Source organism: Crenobacter luteus, from assembly GCF_004345725.1.
Lineage (GTDB): Bacteria > Pseudomonadota > Gammaproteobacteria > Burkholderiales > Chromobacteriaceae > Crenobacter > Crenobacter luteus.
This window is the reverse complement of sequence record NZ_SLXG01000011.1, coordinates 1-14,184: the sequence shown is the minus strand read 5'-3', so window position 1 is coordinate 14,184 and position 14,184 is coordinate 1. Positions and strand designations below refer to the sequence as shown.

The 14,184-nt window shown below is 63.5% G+C and carries 18 protein-coding genes and 1 tRNA gene; 18 read left to right on the top strand and 1 reads right to left on the bottom strand.

The features are described 5' to 3' along the window. The 18 genes from EV683_RS08020 (at position 1) to EV683_RS07940 (ending at position 13,259) form a co-directional block, all read left to right on the top strand. Entirely contained in the window at positions 1 to 2,154 is a 2,154-nt protein-coding gene (locus EV683_RS08020; RefSeq protein ID WP_131862437.1) for a RelA/SpoT family protein, read from the top strand. Then, a complete protein-coding gene (gene thiS, locus EV683_RS08015; RefSeq protein WP_231879871.1) occupies positions 2,151 to 2,357 on the top strand; it encodes a sulfur carrier protein ThiS in 207 nt (68 codons plus the stop codon). The genes EV683_RS08020 and thiS overlap by 4 nt, the downstream gene beginning before the upstream one ends. 90 nt (positions 2,358 to 2,447) lie before the next feature. Next, a complete protein-coding gene (locus tag EV683_RS08010) occupies positions 2,448 to 3,242 on the top strand; it encodes a thiazole synthase (RefSeq protein WP_066612752.1) in 795 nt (264 codons plus the stop codon). A gap of 118 nt (positions 3,243 to 3,360) precedes the next feature. Continuing rightward, positions 3,361 to 3,573: a 30S ribosomal protein S21 gene (gene rpsU / locus EV683_RS08005; protein ID WP_066612747.1), complete on the top strand. Its 213-nt coding sequence runs from the start codon at positions 3,361 to 3,363 to the stop codon at positions 3,571 to 3,573. Positions 3,574 to 3,696: 123 nt separating this feature from the next. Continuing rightward, positions 3,697 to 4,143 carry a GatB/YqeY domain-containing protein gene (locus tag EV683_RS08000; RefSeq protein WP_066612746.1) on the top strand — a complete coding sequence of 149 codons (447 nt, stop codon included), beginning with the start codon at positions 3,697 to 3,699 and terminating at the stop codon, positions 4,141 to 4,143. A 9-nt stretch (positions 4,144 to 4,152) separates the two neighbouring features. Next, a complete protein-coding gene (dnaG, locus tag EV683_RS07995; RefSeq protein ID WP_131862436.1) occupies positions 4,153 to 5,943 on the top strand; it encodes a DNA primase in 1,791 nt (596 codons plus the stop codon). 52 nt (positions 5,944 to 5,995) lie between these two features. Continuing rightward, on the top strand, positions 5,996 to 7,927 hold the full coding sequence (rpoD, locus tag EV683_RS07990) for an RNA polymerase sigma factor RpoD (protein WP_066612742.1): 1,932 nt from the start codon (positions 5,996 to 5,998) through the stop codon (positions 7,925 to 7,927). Positions 7,928 to 8,071: 144 nt separating this feature from the next. Then, positions 8,072 to 8,148: transfer RNA gene (locus EV683_RS07985), tRNA-Ile, on the top strand. Positions 8,149 to 8,222: 74 nt separating this feature from the next. Beyond that, positions 8,223 to 9,317 (top strand): integrase, encoded by a 1,095-nt coding sequence (locus tag EV683_RS07980; protein WP_131862435.1) that lies wholly within the window; start codon positions 8,223 to 8,225, stop codon positions 9,315 to 9,317. Between the two features lie 244 nt (positions 9,318 to 9,561). After that, positions 9,562 to 9,801 (top strand): plasmid-related protein, encoded by a 240-nt coding sequence (locus EV683_RS07975; protein ID WP_082824190.1) that lies wholly within the window; start codon positions 9,562 to 9,564, stop codon positions 9,799 to 9,801. Beyond that, positions 9,798 to 10,163, top strand: coding sequence for a helix-turn-helix domain-containing protein (locus EV683_RS14430; protein ID WP_207910423.1), 366 nt, complete (start codon positions 9,798 to 9,800; stop codon positions 10,161 to 10,163). The genes EV683_RS07975 and EV683_RS14430 overlap by 4 nt, the downstream gene beginning before the upstream one ends. Positions 10,164 to 10,338: 175 nt before the next feature. After that, positions 10,339 to 10,641, top strand: a complete 303-nt coding sequence (locus tag EV683_RS14425) for a hypothetical protein (protein ID WP_207910422.1) — start codon at positions 10,339 to 10,341, stop codon at positions 10,639 to 10,641. Continuing rightward, entirely contained in the window at positions 10,638 to 10,922 is a 285-nt protein-coding gene (locus tag EV683_RS07965) for a hypothetical protein (protein ID WP_066612727.1), read from the top strand. The genes EV683_RS14425 and EV683_RS07965 overlap by 4 nt, the downstream gene beginning before the upstream one ends. A 45-nt stretch (positions 10,923 to 10,967) precedes the next feature. Then, a complete protein-coding gene (locus EV683_RS07960) occupies positions 10,968 to 11,456 on the top strand; it encodes a hypothetical protein (protein WP_131862434.1) in 489 nt (162 codons plus the stop codon). Then, positions 11,453 to 11,716 carry an EexN family lipoprotein gene (locus tag EV683_RS07955; RefSeq protein WP_131862433.1) on the top strand — a complete coding sequence of 88 codons (264 nt, stop codon included), beginning with the start codon at positions 11,453 to 11,455 and terminating at the stop codon, positions 11,714 to 11,716. Before EV683_RS07960 ends, EV683_RS07955 begins: the two co-directional genes overlap by 4 nt. 3 nt (positions 11,717 to 11,719) lie before the next feature. Then, positions 11,720 to 12,796, top strand: coding sequence for a TrbL/VirB6 family protein (locus EV683_RS07950; RefSeq protein WP_131862432.1), 1,077 nt, complete (start codon positions 11,720 to 11,722; stop codon positions 12,794 to 12,796). Beyond that, positions 12,793 to 13,104, top strand: a complete 312-nt coding sequence (locus EV683_RS07945) for a hypothetical protein (protein ID WP_197457455.1) — start codon at positions 12,793 to 12,795, stop codon at positions 13,102 to 13,104. Before EV683_RS07950 ends, EV683_RS07945 begins: the two co-directional genes overlap by 4 nt. Then, positions 13,101 to 13,259: a hypothetical protein gene (locus EV683_RS07940; RefSeq protein WP_131862431.1), complete on the top strand. Its 159-nt coding sequence runs from the start codon at positions 13,101 to 13,103 to the stop codon at positions 13,257 to 13,259. The genes EV683_RS07945 and EV683_RS07940 overlap by 4 nt, the downstream gene beginning before the upstream one ends. Positions 13,260 to 13,448: 189 nt before the next feature. On the opposite strand, the gene EV683_RS07935 is transcribed toward EV683_RS07940, so the two are convergent. Next, positions 13,449 to 13,907: a GyrI-like domain-containing protein gene (locus tag EV683_RS07935; RefSeq protein WP_131862430.1), complete on the bottom strand. Its 459-nt coding sequence runs from the start codon at positions 13,905 to 13,907 to the stop codon at positions 13,449 to 13,451. Positions 13,908 to 14,184: the final 277 nt, after the last annotated feature.

Below are 14,184 nucleotides of genomic sequence, written 5' to 3'. Positions count from 1 at the left end.
ATGACGTCTGAAGTCCCCGTCTCCGCCATCGATTACAAAGCGCTGATCGACGCCGACGCCGAGGCCTTTTTCTCGGCGGCGGGGCGTTACCTCAAGCCGGAGGATGTCGCGATGCTGCGGCGCGCCTTCGTCGTCAGCCGCGACGCGCACGAAGGGCAGGCGCGCAAGAGCGGCGAGCCCTACATCACCCATCCGCTGGCGGTCGCGACCCTGCTGATCGAGTGGCGGCTGGATGCGCAGGGCCTGGCAGCCGCGCTGCTGCACGACACGCTGGAGGACACCGGCGTCACCAAGCCGACGCTGATCGGCGAGTTCGGCAAGACCATCGCCGACCTGGTCGACGGTCTCTCCAAGCTCGAGCGGCTCGAGTACGAGACCAAGGAGGCGGCGCAGGCGGAGAACTTTCGCAAGATGGTGTTGGCGATGGCGCGCGACATCCGCGTCATCCTCGTCAAGCTGGCCGACCGTCTACACAATATGCGCACGCTCGACGCGATGCGCGAGGACAAGCGCAAGCGCATCGCGCTCGAAACGCTGGAGATCTACGCGCCGATCGCCAACCGCATCGGCCTGAACAAGATCTACCGCGAACTGCAGGATCTGGCGTTCAAGCACCTGCATCCGCACCGCTACCACGTGCTGTCTAAGGCGGTGCGCGCCGCGCGCGGCAACCGTCGCGAGGTGGTCAGCAAGATCCTGCGCGCGATCAGCCAGAAGCTGGTCGAGTGCAATATCGAGGCGGTAATCAAGGGGCGCGAGAAGAACCTGCACAGCATCTACCGCAAGATGCAGGAAAAGCACCTGTCGTTCTCCGAGGTGCTCGACATCTACGGCTTTAGGGTGATCGTCAACGACGTGCCCAGCTGCTATCTGGCGCTCGGCGCGCTGCACAGCCTGTACAAGCCGATTCCCGGCAAGTTCAAGGACTACATCGCGATCCCGAAGGGCAACGGCTACCAGAGCCTGCACACGACGCTGTTCGGCCCCTACGGCACGCCGGTCGAGATCCAGATCCGCACCCGCGAGATGAACGGCGTCGCCGAGGCGGGCGTCGCGTCGCACTGGATGTACAAGAGCGGCGACGGCTCGCTCGACGAGGCCAAGCAGCGCACCCACCAGTGGCTGCAGAGCATTCTCGACATCCAGGCCGAGAGCGACGACGCGATCGAGTTCCTCGAGCACATCAAGATCGACCTGTTCCCGGACGAGGTGTACGTGTTCACCCCGAAGGGCAAGATCATGGTGCTGCCGCAGGGCTCGACGCCGGTCGACTTCGCCTACGCGGTGCACACCGACGTCGGCCATCGCTGCATCGCCGCGCGCGTCAACCACACGCTGGTGCCGCTGCGCACCGTGCTCAGGAACGGCGACACGATCGAGGTCATCACCGCGACGCAGGCCAAGCCCAACCCGTCGTGGCTGAACTTCGTCGCCAGCGGGCGTGCGCGCTCCGGCATCCGCAACTATCTGAAGGGCCTGCAAAAGAGCGAGGCGACCCAGCTGGGCGAGCGGCTCCTCAAGCAGGCGCTCGCCGCATTGTCGTCGCCGCCGTTGCAGCTCGGCGACGAGCTGCGCGCCGCCTACCTGCAGGCCTACGGCGGACACGCCTTCGCCGACGTGCTGACCGACATCGGCGTCGGCAAGCTCTTGCCGGTGGTCGCCGCGCGTCGTCTGGTCGAACTGGCCGGCGAGCGGCTCGGCGAGGCGGTGCGCGTCGGCCCGGTCACCATCCGCGGCACCGAGAGCGGCGCGGTCCACCTGTCCGGTTGCTGCCACCCGATCGCCGGCGACGAGATCGTCGGCGTGATGACCAAGGGCCAGGGGCTGGTGATCCACCGCAGCAACTGCGCCAACGTGCGCAAGGTCGACGCCGAGAAGCTGCTCGAGGTGACCTGGGACGCGCAGAAGGACCGCATGTTCGGTGTCAACGTCAGCGTGATCGCGCGCAACGAGCGCGGTTCGCTGGCCGAGATCGCGGCGGCGATCTCGAACGCCTCGGCCAACATCGAGTCGGTCGACACCCAGGACACCCACGGTGGCGACGGCTACATCCACATTCATTTCCGCCTGCAGGTCGAAGACCTCGCCCACCTCGAGCAGGTGTTGGCCGCGGTCGGCCAGGTGCCCTTCGTGCAGCGGGTGGAGAGGAGATGACATTGAATATTTACGTCAACGGCGAGGCGCGCAGTTTCGACGGCGTGTCCTCGGTACACGACCTGCTCGTCGCGCTCGGCCTCACCGGCCAGCGCATCGCCGTCGAGTGCAACGGCGAGATCGTGCCGCGCAGCCGGCACGCCGAGCAGACGTTGGCCGAGGGCGACCGCCTCGAGGTGGTCGTGGCGGTCGGCGGCGGCTGAGCGCGACGGGCGCGGCGACGACAACAACGACAACACGGCGCGCGCGGGACTTACACAAAAGAGACAGAACCGACAGGAAGGAGTCAACGGGTGGACGACAAGCTCGTGATCGCGGGCCGCGAATACGGTTCGCGGCTGCTGGTGGGTACCGGCAAATACAAGGATTTCGACGAAACCGCGCGGGCGCTCGACGCTTCCGGTTGCGAGATCGTCACCGTGGCGATCCGCCGCGTGAACCTCGGGCAGGACCCGAACACGCCCAACCTGCTGAGCGCGCTGCCCAAGGGGCGCTACACGCTGCTGCCGAACAGCGCCGGCTGCTACAGCGCCGACGACGCGATCCGCACGCTGCGTCTGGCGCGTGAACTGCTGGACGACCACCGTCTGGTGAAGCTCGAGGTGCTGGGCGATCCGGGCAATCTGTACCCGAACGTCAGGGAAACCCTGAAGGCCGCCGAAGTGCTGGTCGGCGAGGGCTTCGACGTGATGGTCTACACCTCGGACGACCCGATCATCGCCCGCGAGCTCGAGGACATCGGCTGCTGCGCGATCATGCCGCTGGCGAGCCTGATCGGCTCCGGCATGGGGATCCTGAACCCGTGGAACCTGCAGCTCATCATCGAGCAGAGCCGCGTGCCGGTGCTGGTCGACGCCGGCGTCGGCACCGCGTCCGACGCGGCGATCGCGATGGAGCTCGGTTGCGACGGCGTGCTGATGAATACCGCGATCGCCGCCGCCCGTGACCCGGTGCGGATGGCGCGCGCGATGAAAATGGGGGTCGAGGCCGGGCGGGAAGCCTATCTGGCCGGCCGCATGCCTAAACGCTTTTACAGTGCGACGCCCAGCTCGCCAAGCGAGGGGGTGATTGCTTCGCACAAGTCCTGAGGCGCAAACCGCACAGTTGGCTTGTCATATCGGTTGCAGGGTTTTCTATTCCCGCGCAACTTGCTAGAATATTGTTTTTAGAGTTCAACGCTCTACAAGAATTTAAGGATTTCAGCCCATGCCGATCATTCGCGTCAAAGAGAACGAGCCGTTCGAAGTAGCCATGCGTCGCTTCAAGCGCTCCGTCGAGAAAACCGGTCTGCTGACCGAGTTGCGCGCCCGTGAGTTCTACGAGAAGCCGACCGCCGAGCGCAAGCGCAAAGCCGCTGCCGCCGTGAAGCGCCACTTCAAGCGTCTGCGCAGCCAGCAGCTGCCGCCGAAACTCTACTAAGAGCTTCGCGTCAGGCGTGAATCCAAGACCGCAGGCCCCGGCCTGCGGTCTTGGCTTTTGTGCACGGTGCGCGCCGATCCCGCGCCGGCGCGCCTCATCGATCCGTTCCGAGAAAGATATCCCATGAGCCTGAAGACCCGTATCAGCGACGACATGAAGGCCGCGATGAAGGCCAAGGACGCCGAACGCCTCGCCGCCATCCGCCTGCTGTTGGCCGCGATCAAGCAGAAGGAGGTCGACGAGCGCGTCGAACTCGACGACGCCGCGATCGTCGCGCTGGTCGACAAGATGCAGAAGCAGCGCCGCGACTCGATCGCCCAGTACGAGGCCGCGTCGCGCCAGGATCTGGCCGACAAGGAGCGCGCCGAGATGGCCGTGCTGGCCGCCTACCTGCCGCAGCCGTTGAGCGACGACGAGATCGCCGCGCTGATCGACGCCGCGGTGACCGAGAGCGGCGCTGCCGGCGTCGCCGACATGGGCAAGGTGATGGGGCTGGTGAAGCCGAAGATGGCCGGCCGCGCCGACATGGCCAAGGTGTCGGCGGCGATCAAGGCCCGTCTGGCCGGCTGATCGGCGCGGATGATCCCGCAGGACTTCATCGACCAGTTGCTGTCCCGCGTCGACATCGTCGACGTGGTGGACCGCTACGTCCCGCTCAAGAAGGCCGGTCAGAACTACCTGGCCTGCTGCCCCTTCCACAAGGAAAAGTCGCCGTCGTTCACCGTCAGCCCGGCCAAGCAGTTCTATCACTGCTTCGGCTGCGGCGCGCACGGTTCGGCGATCGGCTTCGTGATGGAGTACCAGGGGCTGGGCTTCGTCGACTCGGTGCGCCTGTTGGCCGAGCAGATGGGCATGCCTGTGCCGGAGGTGCGCTCGGCCAACCCCGAGGCGACGCGCGCCGCGCGCGAGCGCGCGGTCAGCCTCGAGGACCTGCTCGAGCGGGCCGCGCAGTTTTACCGCCAGCAGTTGAAAACCGCCCCCAATGCAATCACTTACCTGAAAGGCCGAGGCCTGACCGGCGAGGTCGCCGCCCGCTTTGGCCTCGGGTACGCGCCGGCCGGCTGGCAAGGGTTGGCCGAGGTGTTTCCCGACTATCAGGACGCTCGGCTCGAGGAGGTCGGGCTGGTGATCGCCGGCGAAGAAGGCAAGCGCTACGACCGCTTCCGCGAGCGGGTGATGTTCCCGATCCGCAACCAGCGCGGCGCGATCATCGGCTTCGGCGGCCGCGTGCTCGGCAAGGGCGAGCCCAAGTACCTGAATTCGCCCGAGACGCCGCTGTTCGAGAAGGGCCGCGAGCTGTACGGCCTGTACGAGGCGCGCCAGGCGATCCGCGACAAGAACCGCGTGCTGGTGGTCGAGGGCTATATGGACGTGGTCGCGCTGGCGCAGCACGGCGTCGGCTACGCGGTGGCGACGCTCGGCACCGCCACCACCGGCGAGCATGTGAAGAAGTTGCTGCGCCACGCCGACGACGTCTATTTCTGCTTCGACGGCGACGCGGCCGGGCAGAAGGCGGCGTGGCGGGCGCTGGAAAACAGCCTGCCTTTTCTCGTCGACGGCAAGGCGCTGCACTTTTTGTTCCTGCCGGCCGAGCACGACCCGGACAGCTTCGTGCGCGAATTCGGCGCCGAACGCTTCGAAGAGAGATTGTTGGCCGACAGTCTGCCGCTGTCGGTGTACTTCACCCAGGAGTTGACGCGCCGCGTCGACATGGAGTCGCCCGAGGGGCGCGCGCATCTGCTCAAGCTCGCGTCGCCGCTGCTGGCGCAGATCGCCGCGCCGGCCCTGGGGCTGATCGTCAAAAAAAGGTTGGCCGAGCTGGCCGGCGTGACGCTCGACGAACTGGACGTGCTGAGCGGGCAGGGCAAGCCGGCGGCGCCGCGCGGCAGGCGCGAGTTCCGCCTGCCGGCGCAGTCGCAGCGGCGCGACGTGACGCCGATCGTGCGGCGCCAGATCCGCTGGCTGCTGATGAACCCGGGCTGGGCCGCCGACATCGTGATCCCCGATAGCGTGCCACTCACCGACGAGGCCGCCTGTTTCGCGATGCTGGTCGAGCGCCTGCAGGGCTACGAGGTGCCGCCGTCGACAGGGCAACTGGTCGAGAGCCTGCGCGACACCCCCTACCACGCGCTGATCGACAGCATCCTGAACCACGCGCTTAAGGAAGCGAGCGAGTTCGCCGAGCCGGACGAGGCCGACCGCGAGGGTTTCCGCGAGGGGGTCGCGCGTTTGTGGCGCGTCTTGAACGACGCGCAGCTGGACGAGTTAAAACTGAAGAGTCAACACGAAGGTCTAAGCCCGGAAGAGAAGCGATTGCTCTGGGCTCTGTTGCTGAGCCGCACCCAAGCCGGCGGCCCGGCAGACAGCTGATTTTGTGGTATAATTGAGTGTTTTTTCGGCTTTTTTTCGAGCAGGAATCGAAATGGCGGCTTCTCCCGAGCACAACAAGGATTCGCAGGACAAGGACCAAGCTCCGCAAATGAGCCTGGAAGAGCAGCGACGCCGTCTGCGGCAGCTGATCGCCTTGGGTAAAGAGCGGGGGTACATCACCTTCGCCGAAATCAACGACCATCTTCCCGAAGACGTGTCGGACGCAGAGCAGATCGAGAACATCGTCACGATGATCGCCGGTCTGGGCATCCAGGTGTGCGAGGAGGCGCCCGACGCCGAGGCCCTGCTGATGTCCGACGCGACGCCTACCGTCGCCGACGAGGATGCGGTCGAAGAGGCCGAGGCGGCGCTGTCGTCGGTCGACTCCGAATTCGGTCGTACCACCGACCCGGTGCGCATGTACATGCGCGAAATGGGCTCGGTCGAACTCCTCACCCGCGAAGGCGAAATCGAGATCGCCAAGCGCATCGAGGAGGGCCTGAAGAACATGATCCAGGCCATCTCGGCTTGTCCGGGCACCATCGCCGAAGTGCTGGCGCTGGTCGACCGCATCGAGAAGGAAGAGATCCGCGTCGACGAGGTCGTCGACGGCTTCATCGACCCGGACGCCGAGGCTGCCGAGGAGGTCGAATTCCCCGAGCCGGTGGACGAGGACGAATCGCTCGAGGGCGAGGAGGACGAAGAAGAGGCCGAGGACGACGAGGCGGCCGCCGAGGCGGCCACCAACGCCAACCTCGAGGAACTCAAGCGCCAGACGCTCGAGCACTTCGCCGGCGTGCGAGTGCTGTTCGAGCAACTGCTCGAGGTGCTGAAAAAGCACGGCACCGGCCACAAGCAGTACATCGAGCTGCAGGAGGCGATCTCCGCCGAGTTCATGAAGGTGCGTTTCTCGACCCGCCAGATCGAGGCGCTGTGCGAAAGCCTGCGCTCGCAGGTCGAGGAAGTGCGTCGCTACGAACGCACCATCCAGGACATCTGCGTGACCCGCGTCCGCATGGACCGCAACCACTTCATCGCCAGCTTCCCCGGCCACGAGATCGACACCGACTGGGTGGTGCGCGAGATCGACGCCGGCCGGCCGTGGAGCGACGCGCTGTCGCGCTTCAAGCACGCGATCATCGAGAAGCAGACCAAGATCGACGAGATGCAGGAACGCACCATGCTGTCGATCAAAGAGCTCAAGGAGATCAACCGTCAGATGTCGATGGGCGAATCCAAGGCTCGTCGCGCCAAGAAGGAAATGATCGAGGCCAACCTGCGTCTGGTGATCTCGATCGCGAAGAAGTACACCAACCGCGGCCTGCAGTTCCTCGACCTGATCCAGGAAGGCAACATCGGCCTGATGAAGGCGGTGGACAAGTTCGAATACCGTCGCGGCTACAAGTTCTCGACCTACGCGACCTGGTGGATCCGTCAGGCGATCACCCGCTCGATCGCCGACCAGGCGCGCACCATCCGTATCCCGGTGCACATGATCGAGACCATCAACAAGATGAACCGGATCAGCCGCCAGATTCTGCAGGAGTCGGGGCGCGAGCCGGATCCGGCCGAGTTGGCCGAGAAGATGGAGATGCCCGAGGAGAAGATCCGCAAGATCATGAAGATCTCCAAGGAGCCGATCTCGATGGAAACGCCGATCGGCGACGACGACGATTCGCATCTGGGCGACTTCATCGAGGACTCGGTGACCGTGGCGCCGTCCGAGGCGGCGATGTACGCCAGCTTGCGCGAGGCGACCAAGGAAGTGCTCGACACGCTGACGCCGCGCGAGGCGAAAGTCCTGCGCATGCGCTTCGGCATCGACATGAACACCGACCACACGCTGGAAGAAGTCGGCAAGCAGTTCGACGTGACCCGCGAGCGTATCCGTCAGATCGAGGCCAAGGCGCTGCGCAAGCTGCGCCACCCGACGCGTTCGGAGCGGCTGAAGAGCTTCTTGGATAGCGAACCCGGTAACCAGTAAGCCATAATCTGCTATCATGCCAACCCTCGGGCCTGTAGCTCAGTCGGTTAGAGCAGAGGACTCATAATCCACTGATCGAGACCGGATCGGCAGGGCGAGAGCAAGGCGGAAGCGGCGGCAAGACGAACCGCGAAAAGTCAAAAAGGGCCTATAGCTCAATAGGTTAGAGCAGCGGACTCATAATCCGTCGGTTGCAGGTTCAAGTCCTGCTGGGCCCACCATCTTCGCGTGCGCTGGCGCTTCGGTACAGTTTCGGTACAGTGGCGGTACACGAGCCCTGTTCTGGAGCAACCGAATGGCGACCATCGTCAAGACACCCTCCGGCACGTGGAAGGCGGTCATCCGCAAGACGGGATGGCCGACCACAGCCAAAACCTTCCGCACCAAACGCGACGCTGAGGATTGGGCGCGGCGCACCGAAGACGAGATGGTGCGCGGCGTCTACATCCAACGTGCGCCGTCCGAGCGGATGACCATCGAAGAAGCGCTCAAGCGCTACCTGTCCGAAGTCTCACCGACCAAGCGCCCGGCATCGGCCGCCAGCGACGCGCGCCACGCTAAGCCGCTGATGCAGCACCTGGGCAAGTACTCGCTGGCCGCGCTGACGCCTGAACTCATCGCCAAGTACCGCGACGACCGGCTCGCCGGGTTGGATCGCAAGGACGCCAAGGGCAAGCCTGCGCCGAAGCCTCGCTCGCCTAACACGGTGCGGCTCGACCTCGCCTTACTCGGCCACCTGTACAACGTGGCGATCAAGGAGTGGGGCATCGGGCTGACCTATAACCCGGTGCAGAGCATTCGCCGACCCGCACCCAGTCCGGGCCGTGATCGGCGGCTGACGCGCGAGGAAGAAGCGCGGCTGATAGTGGCCGTTGATGCTCACTCGAACCCGATGCTCGGCTGGATCGTTCGCATTGCCCTGGAAACGGGGATGCGTTCCTCGGAGATCGTGGGCCTTCGCCGCAGTCAGGTCGATCTGGCCCGGCGCGTGGTGCGCCTTCAGGAAACGAAGAACACCCTGCCGCGCACCGTGCCGCTGACCACCGAGGCGACACGCCTGCTCCGCGAAGCGCTGAACAACCCGGTGCGCCCCATCGATACCGACCTGATCTTCTTCGGCGAGCCGGGGCGCGACGGCAAACGGCGGCCCTACCAGTTCAATCCGGTGTGGATGCGCATCAAGAAGGAAGCAGGCGTGCCCGACTTCCGCTTTCACGACCTGCGCCATGAGGCTGTGAGCCGCTTCGTGGAGGCAGGCTTGTCCGATCAAGAAGTCGCCGCCATCAGCGGCCACAAGTCGATGCAGATGCTCAAACGCTACACCCACCTGCGCGCGGAGGATTTGGTCGGAAAGCTCGATCAGGTAGCGAAAAAGGCGGATCATTCATGAAATTTATTTATTGAAATCTTGTTTTCGATTATGCACCCGTCAAGACATTGATTTGATTCGATTTTTTCGCCAGGGCGCGAAACACTTAAAAGCCAAGATATACCGTTTTGGTTGTTTCCGACGATATAGGTTGGCTGACCAAGATGCTGTATTTTGGTCTTATAAATCAATGACTTGCGTTTGACTCGTTTTTCTTCCAGTCAAAAAATACGTCCATCTACTCTTTCTTGCGGTGGATGGATTGATGACAACGGAAGAATATCTCCTTCAGCGATATGGTCCGCTGATGAGTCTCGGCGATGTCGCCGGATTACTTGGCCGCTCCCCTGATGGCATTCGGGTCGCCCTGTATTCGGATACCGACGTAGCCCGCAAGCTCAAGCCCACGATGCTGCGTGTCGGACGACGCGTGTATTTCCGCACTCTTCAGGTGAAAGACGCGCTGGCTCTCGATGGCAGCGCGTCGGGAGCAGCGGTGCGATGAGCATCAAGGCAATGAACTGGGCGTGGGAGCAGCGACTGCCGCCCAATTCAAAGCTGATCCTGATGGCGCTGGCCGATGCAGCCGATGAGGTCGGCCAATGCTGGCCACGTGTCCGCCTCATTGCCGAAAAGTGCTGTACGTCCGAACGCACCGTGCAGCGTGTATTGAAGGAGCTGGAAGCAGCAGGCTTCTTGCACATCGAACGTAACTACCGGAAAGACGGGGGCCAGTCGTCCAACGTCTACAGCCTCAGCCTCGCCCCTCCCTCCGACAAATCGTCACCCCCCTCCGACAGATTGGCACCGGGGGGCGGCACCGGTGACACCCCGGGGGTGACACAGCTCTGTCACCCCCCCCGGTGACAGAGCTATGTCACCCCATGAACCACCACACAGAACCATCAATGAACCGTCACAACCACTACCGGCGAAAGTTATCCACACGCCGCCCCCCTCGCCCATGCCGGGCGAGGCGGAGAAAGGCGCCTGCGGCGCTTTGGTGTGGCCTTCGCGGATGGAGCCGGGCGAACGGCTTGTGATGTCCCGGATGCTCGCCGGCATCGATGGCAGCGACGCCCAAATGCTGCTGGACGAGCTGGCGGGTGTGATGGCGACCCGAAGCCTCAAGACCACGCCCGAACGATGGTTCCGCGCGATTGTGGCGCGCTACCGGCAAGGACACTTTGCGCCTTCGGCGGGACTGGCAGTGAAGGAAAAGCGGCTTCGCTCGCAGTCCGCACCCATCGAGCCGCCGACTCGCGCAGCTTCGCCCGAGACGATCCGGCACCACATGGCGCGCATTGGCGCGATCTTGGGCAGAAGGGAGAACGCCATCGGATGAGCGAACGGCCGCAACGCCGCCGCCCGACAGCGCCCTTGCGCTATCGAGACCTAGACGCCTACTGCGACAGCCTGGAGCGAACCGGCCTCGTGCGCGTGATCCTCAAGGCGAATCGGCGGCGCGGATACGCCTTGAGCGTGGAGGACGCCGGAGACCTCCGGCGCGTCATTGACGACCACGGGCGTCAATTGTGGTTCCGAACCGTGGATGAAGCCTTGGAGGAGCTGGCGAATGTTCCGTATCTGCACGACGCGTTTCTCGTCGATCGAAGCTGTTGGTAATCCGGCCGGGGTAACCGGTCACTACATCGAAAGGAGGGGCAACCCATGATCACTTATGTTCACCTGTGGCTGATGGCAGCATCGGCCTTCGTGCTGCTGTTTCTGTGGCGCTTCTGGGTCTGTATCGACCGTCTGGGCTACGCCCAGGAAGTCGCCCGCCGTGCGCCGTCGTTGCGCCAGAACGATCACGTGGCCGCCATCATGTGCGTGATGCCGTTCGCCATGGCGGCCGCCGATTGGCTCGGCTTCTCGCTGCCGCACCAGGCAGACCCGATCAATTCCTACGTCGCCGTTCTGTGCTCGGCCGCATGCATCGGCATTGCATTGTTCGCGTTGCGCAACTCGGGCGAACGGCTCGCCGGCAGTTGGGCCGGCACCCGCGAAAGCGCGCTGCGCACGGTAGCGGCCCTGCGCATCATCGATGCCGCCGAGCTGGCCCATGCGTTGGACTATCTGCGCGCCCACGAAGCCGAACGCCGGCATGGCGAGGCAGGCCGCATTATCGAAGCGGAAGCGCGGGAGATGCGAAAATGAGAAAGATCGTCTTTTCCATCGCAGCAGCGGCCATTCTGGCGGGCTGCAACAAGGCTCCCGAACCCGTCCAGTCGGTGGACTGGTACAAAGCGCACAAGGCCGAGCGCGAGGCGATGCTTGCCAAGTGCAAAGCCAATCCCGGCGAACTCGCGCTCACCCCCAACTGTGTCAACGCTCAGGCGGCCAGGGATGCGATTGCTTTCGGGACACAGTCCGGGGTCAACGCAACGGCTCCGACGTTCAAGAAGAAGGGGGAGTAAACCATGCCGGACTGGACCCTTTTCACCTTCATCGGCGAGACGGTCACGAACGCCACCAATGCGTTCGTGGTGCCCGCCGCTGCGGACCTGATCTACAAGCTCCAGATGACCGCGCTGCTGGGCGTGACGCTGTACTTCGTGCTGACGGGCTATGCCATCGCGACGGGATCGATTGAGGCTCCCTTTCCGACCTTCATCAAGCAGTGCGTAAAGATTGTCATCATCGCGTCTTTCGCTCTCACGGCGGACGGCTATCACGCCCACGTCGTCGAGACGTTCCAGGGGCTGGAAACCGGCCTTTCCAGCGTGCTGGATGCCAGTTCGGCAACGCCACCGACGTCGATTTACGAAACGCTGGACGGCGTGCTCAACAAGGGGGCGACGATGGCCTCAACGTGCCTCGATCATGCGCTGGAAGCAGGCTGGAACATCGGCGCGGCCGTTAGTTGGGTACTGGCCGCCGTGTTCATCTCTCTGGGAACGCTGGCCTTCGCCTTGGTCGGCGGCGTCAACATCATCATGGCAAAGTTCGCGCTGGCGATCCTGTTCGCGCTGGGACCGCTGTTTATCCTGGCCCTGATGTTCCCCGTTACGTCGAAGTTCTTCGACAGCTGGATGGGGCAGGTTCTCAACTACACCTTCACCGTGGTCATTCTGGCGCTCATCATGTCGTTCGGCATCGTTGCCTTCGATCACTTCGTCGCGTCGGCCAACTTGTCCGGCGATGGCCAACAGCATCCGTTTATGGTCGGTCTGCAAGTGCTGGGGCTGACGGTGGCGCTCACTTTCATCGCCAAGCAGGCGACCGGCATCGCGGCGGGGCTTGCAGGCGGCGTGTCGATGGCGGCGCTTGGGTTGCGGCAAATCCTTGCGCCCGCTAAGCCATTGGCCGATGCCGTCAATCCGCTTGCGCAGCGGACGAAGCTCGACCCGCGAACCGGCCTGCAAACCACCAGTAGTCGCGCAGAACACTTCATGATGGGCCGGACGATGTGGAACCCGGCCTACAAGCAGGCAGTCAAGGAGCACATGCAAAGCAACTGGGGGCGCGCCAACGGCGGCAGCCTGAAGCGAGGATGACAACGATGTTCGGAAATGCAGAACACGCCGCGCTGATGCGGCTCATGCGCTACGCGCTCGGCTTTGTGCCCGACAGCCGCCGCATCGCCCACTGGCTGCAAGCCTGGGAGCGCGCCGAAGACCCTCGGGATATCCCCGACCATGTTTCCGGCCTTGCCACCGATCATGCGCGAGACGTTCGCCTGCTGGCACAGGCGGCGCAAGCGACGTGGGCCAAGCCCTCGACGCTCGGCCGCCGCGAGTACGTCTTCAACATGGAGAACATCGCGCGGGCGCATCCTCTCCCGGCAATGGAGTTTGAGCGATGAAGGACAAGCCGCACGACGAAGCGATGGCCCAGGCGTACCGCAAGCGCCCCGCCGAAGCCTTCGCCATGTTCCGGTCGCTGCTGCTCGATGGCGGCCAGCGTGGCGAATGGCGCATCTTCTGGCGTCATGTCCGGCTTGCGCTGCGTCGGCGGTAATTCTCGGTCTGCACCACGGCCCCGCCTCGGCGGGGCTTTCTTTTGGTGACAGCGGCATCGGGGCCTGGCCAGGTTTGTGTCGCCATCTTGATGGCAATCGGTAGTAATCGTAGTAGTAAAACTATTACAAATACTATCGCAAACAGGGGAATGACAGCAAATCACCGACGACGGCGCAACATCAATCAATTACTGCGCTTTGTCGTCTGTCGAGCTTGCGACGCCAATCTGTACTTCAATCCGGTTGTCATCTGATTCTGGTCCATACCAAACATGGTAGACCTCTCGGGATTCGCCGTTCGGAGTCAGACCTTTATCGGCCATACTCTGAAGCAGCGTTTGATAGCCCTGAACGAACAGGTTGGCTAGCGGCCCCTCGTAAATTAGGCGAGCGCATCGCAAGGGTGGCAACGTGGGCAGGTCGTCACCAGCGACTGGCAAGCAAAAATCAATCTCGAAAAGGGTGTGTGCGTCCTGCGGCATGGATCGAGCAACAAAGACTGCCGGCCCGTTAACCGCAAGACCTCGCGCAGCAGCCTCAGTATGAAGCTCGCCGTACACCAATGCCGCCTCCTCACCGATCTGCGAAACATTCAGGCGGCGGGTGCGCGATAGCACCGTCATGGTGCCGGTGTCGTGAATTTCCATATTTTCCCTCTATGTGAGTTTGGAGTTGGTGCAGGTCATTATTGGTCTGCGTTGTCGCACAGATGGTACCGAGCGCCATCGCGGCAGAGCCGCCTTTCGCCGCCGCACCAGCGGGGCGGCGTGTTGAAGTATCAAACAAGAGTCAATCTAAAAGCGCTTTTCAGCGGCATGACCTGCTCCCCCTAAACAGGGCCACCTGAAACTTAGTAAAGTTCGTTTTATACGAGGAGAACGGACTTGAAGAAGCGGTTCACGGAAGAGCAGATCATCGGTTTTC

Coding starts and splice junctions, on each gene's coding strand:
- EV683_RS08020 (WP_131862437.1), top strand. CDS start 1: ATGACGTCTGAAGTCCCCGTCTCCGCCATCGATTACAAAGCGCTGATC.
- thiS (WP_231879871.1), top strand. CDS start 2,151: ATGACATTGAATATTTACGTCAACGGCGAGGCGCGCAGTTTCGACGGC.
- rpsU (WP_066612747.1), top strand. CDS start 3,361: ATGCCGATCATTCGCGTCAAAGAGAACGAGCCGTTCGAAGTAGCCATG.
- EV683_RS08000 (WP_066612746.1), top strand. CDS start 3,697: ATGAGCCTGAAGACCCGTATCAGCGACGACATGAAGGCCGCGATGAAG.
- dnaG (WP_131862436.1), top strand. CDS start 4,153: ATGATCCCGCAGGACTTCATCGACCAGTTGCTGTCCCGCGTCGACATC.
- rpoD (WP_066612742.1), top strand. CDS start 5,996: ATGGCGGCTTCTCCCGAGCACAACAAGGATTCGCAGGACAAGGACCAA.
- EV683_RS07980 (WP_131862435.1), top strand. CDS start 8,223: ATGGCGACCATCGTCAAGACACCCTCCGGCACGTGGAAGGCGGTCATC.
- EV683_RS07975 (WP_082824190.1), top strand. CDS start 9,562: ATGACAACGGAAGAATATCTCCTTCAGCGATATGGTCCGCTGATGAGT.
- EV683_RS14430 (WP_207910423.1), top strand. CDS start 9,798: ATGAGCATCAAGGCAATGAACTGGGCGTGGGAGCAGCGACTGCCGCCC.
- EV683_RS14425 (WP_207910422.1), top strand. CDS start 10,339: ATGTCCCGGATGCTCGCCGGCATCGATGGCAGCGACGCCCAAATGCTG.
- EV683_RS07965 (WP_066612727.1), top strand. CDS start 10,638: ATGAGCGAACGGCCGCAACGCCGCCGCCCGACAGCGCCCTTGCGCTAT.
- EV683_RS07960 (WP_131862434.1), top strand. CDS start 10,968: ATGATCACTTATGTTCACCTGTGGCTGATGGCAGCATCGGCCTTCGTG.
- EV683_RS07955 (WP_131862433.1), top strand. CDS start 11,453: ATGAGAAAGATCGTCTTTTCCATCGCAGCAGCGGCCATTCTGGCGGGC.
- EV683_RS07950 (WP_131862432.1), top strand. CDS start 11,720: ATGCCGGACTGGACCCTTTTCACCTTCATCGGCGAGACGGTCACGAAC.
- EV683_RS07945 (WP_197457455.1), top strand. CDS start 12,793: ATGACAACGATGTTCGGAAATGCAGAACACGCCGCGCTGATGCGGCTC.
- EV683_RS07940 (WP_131862431.1), top strand. CDS start 13,101: ATGAAGGACAAGCCGCACGACGAAGCGATGGCCCAGGCGTACCGCAAG.
- EV683_RS07935 (WP_131862430.1), bottom strand. CDS start 13,907: ATGGAAATTCACGACACCGGCACCATGACGGTGCTATCGCGCACCCGC.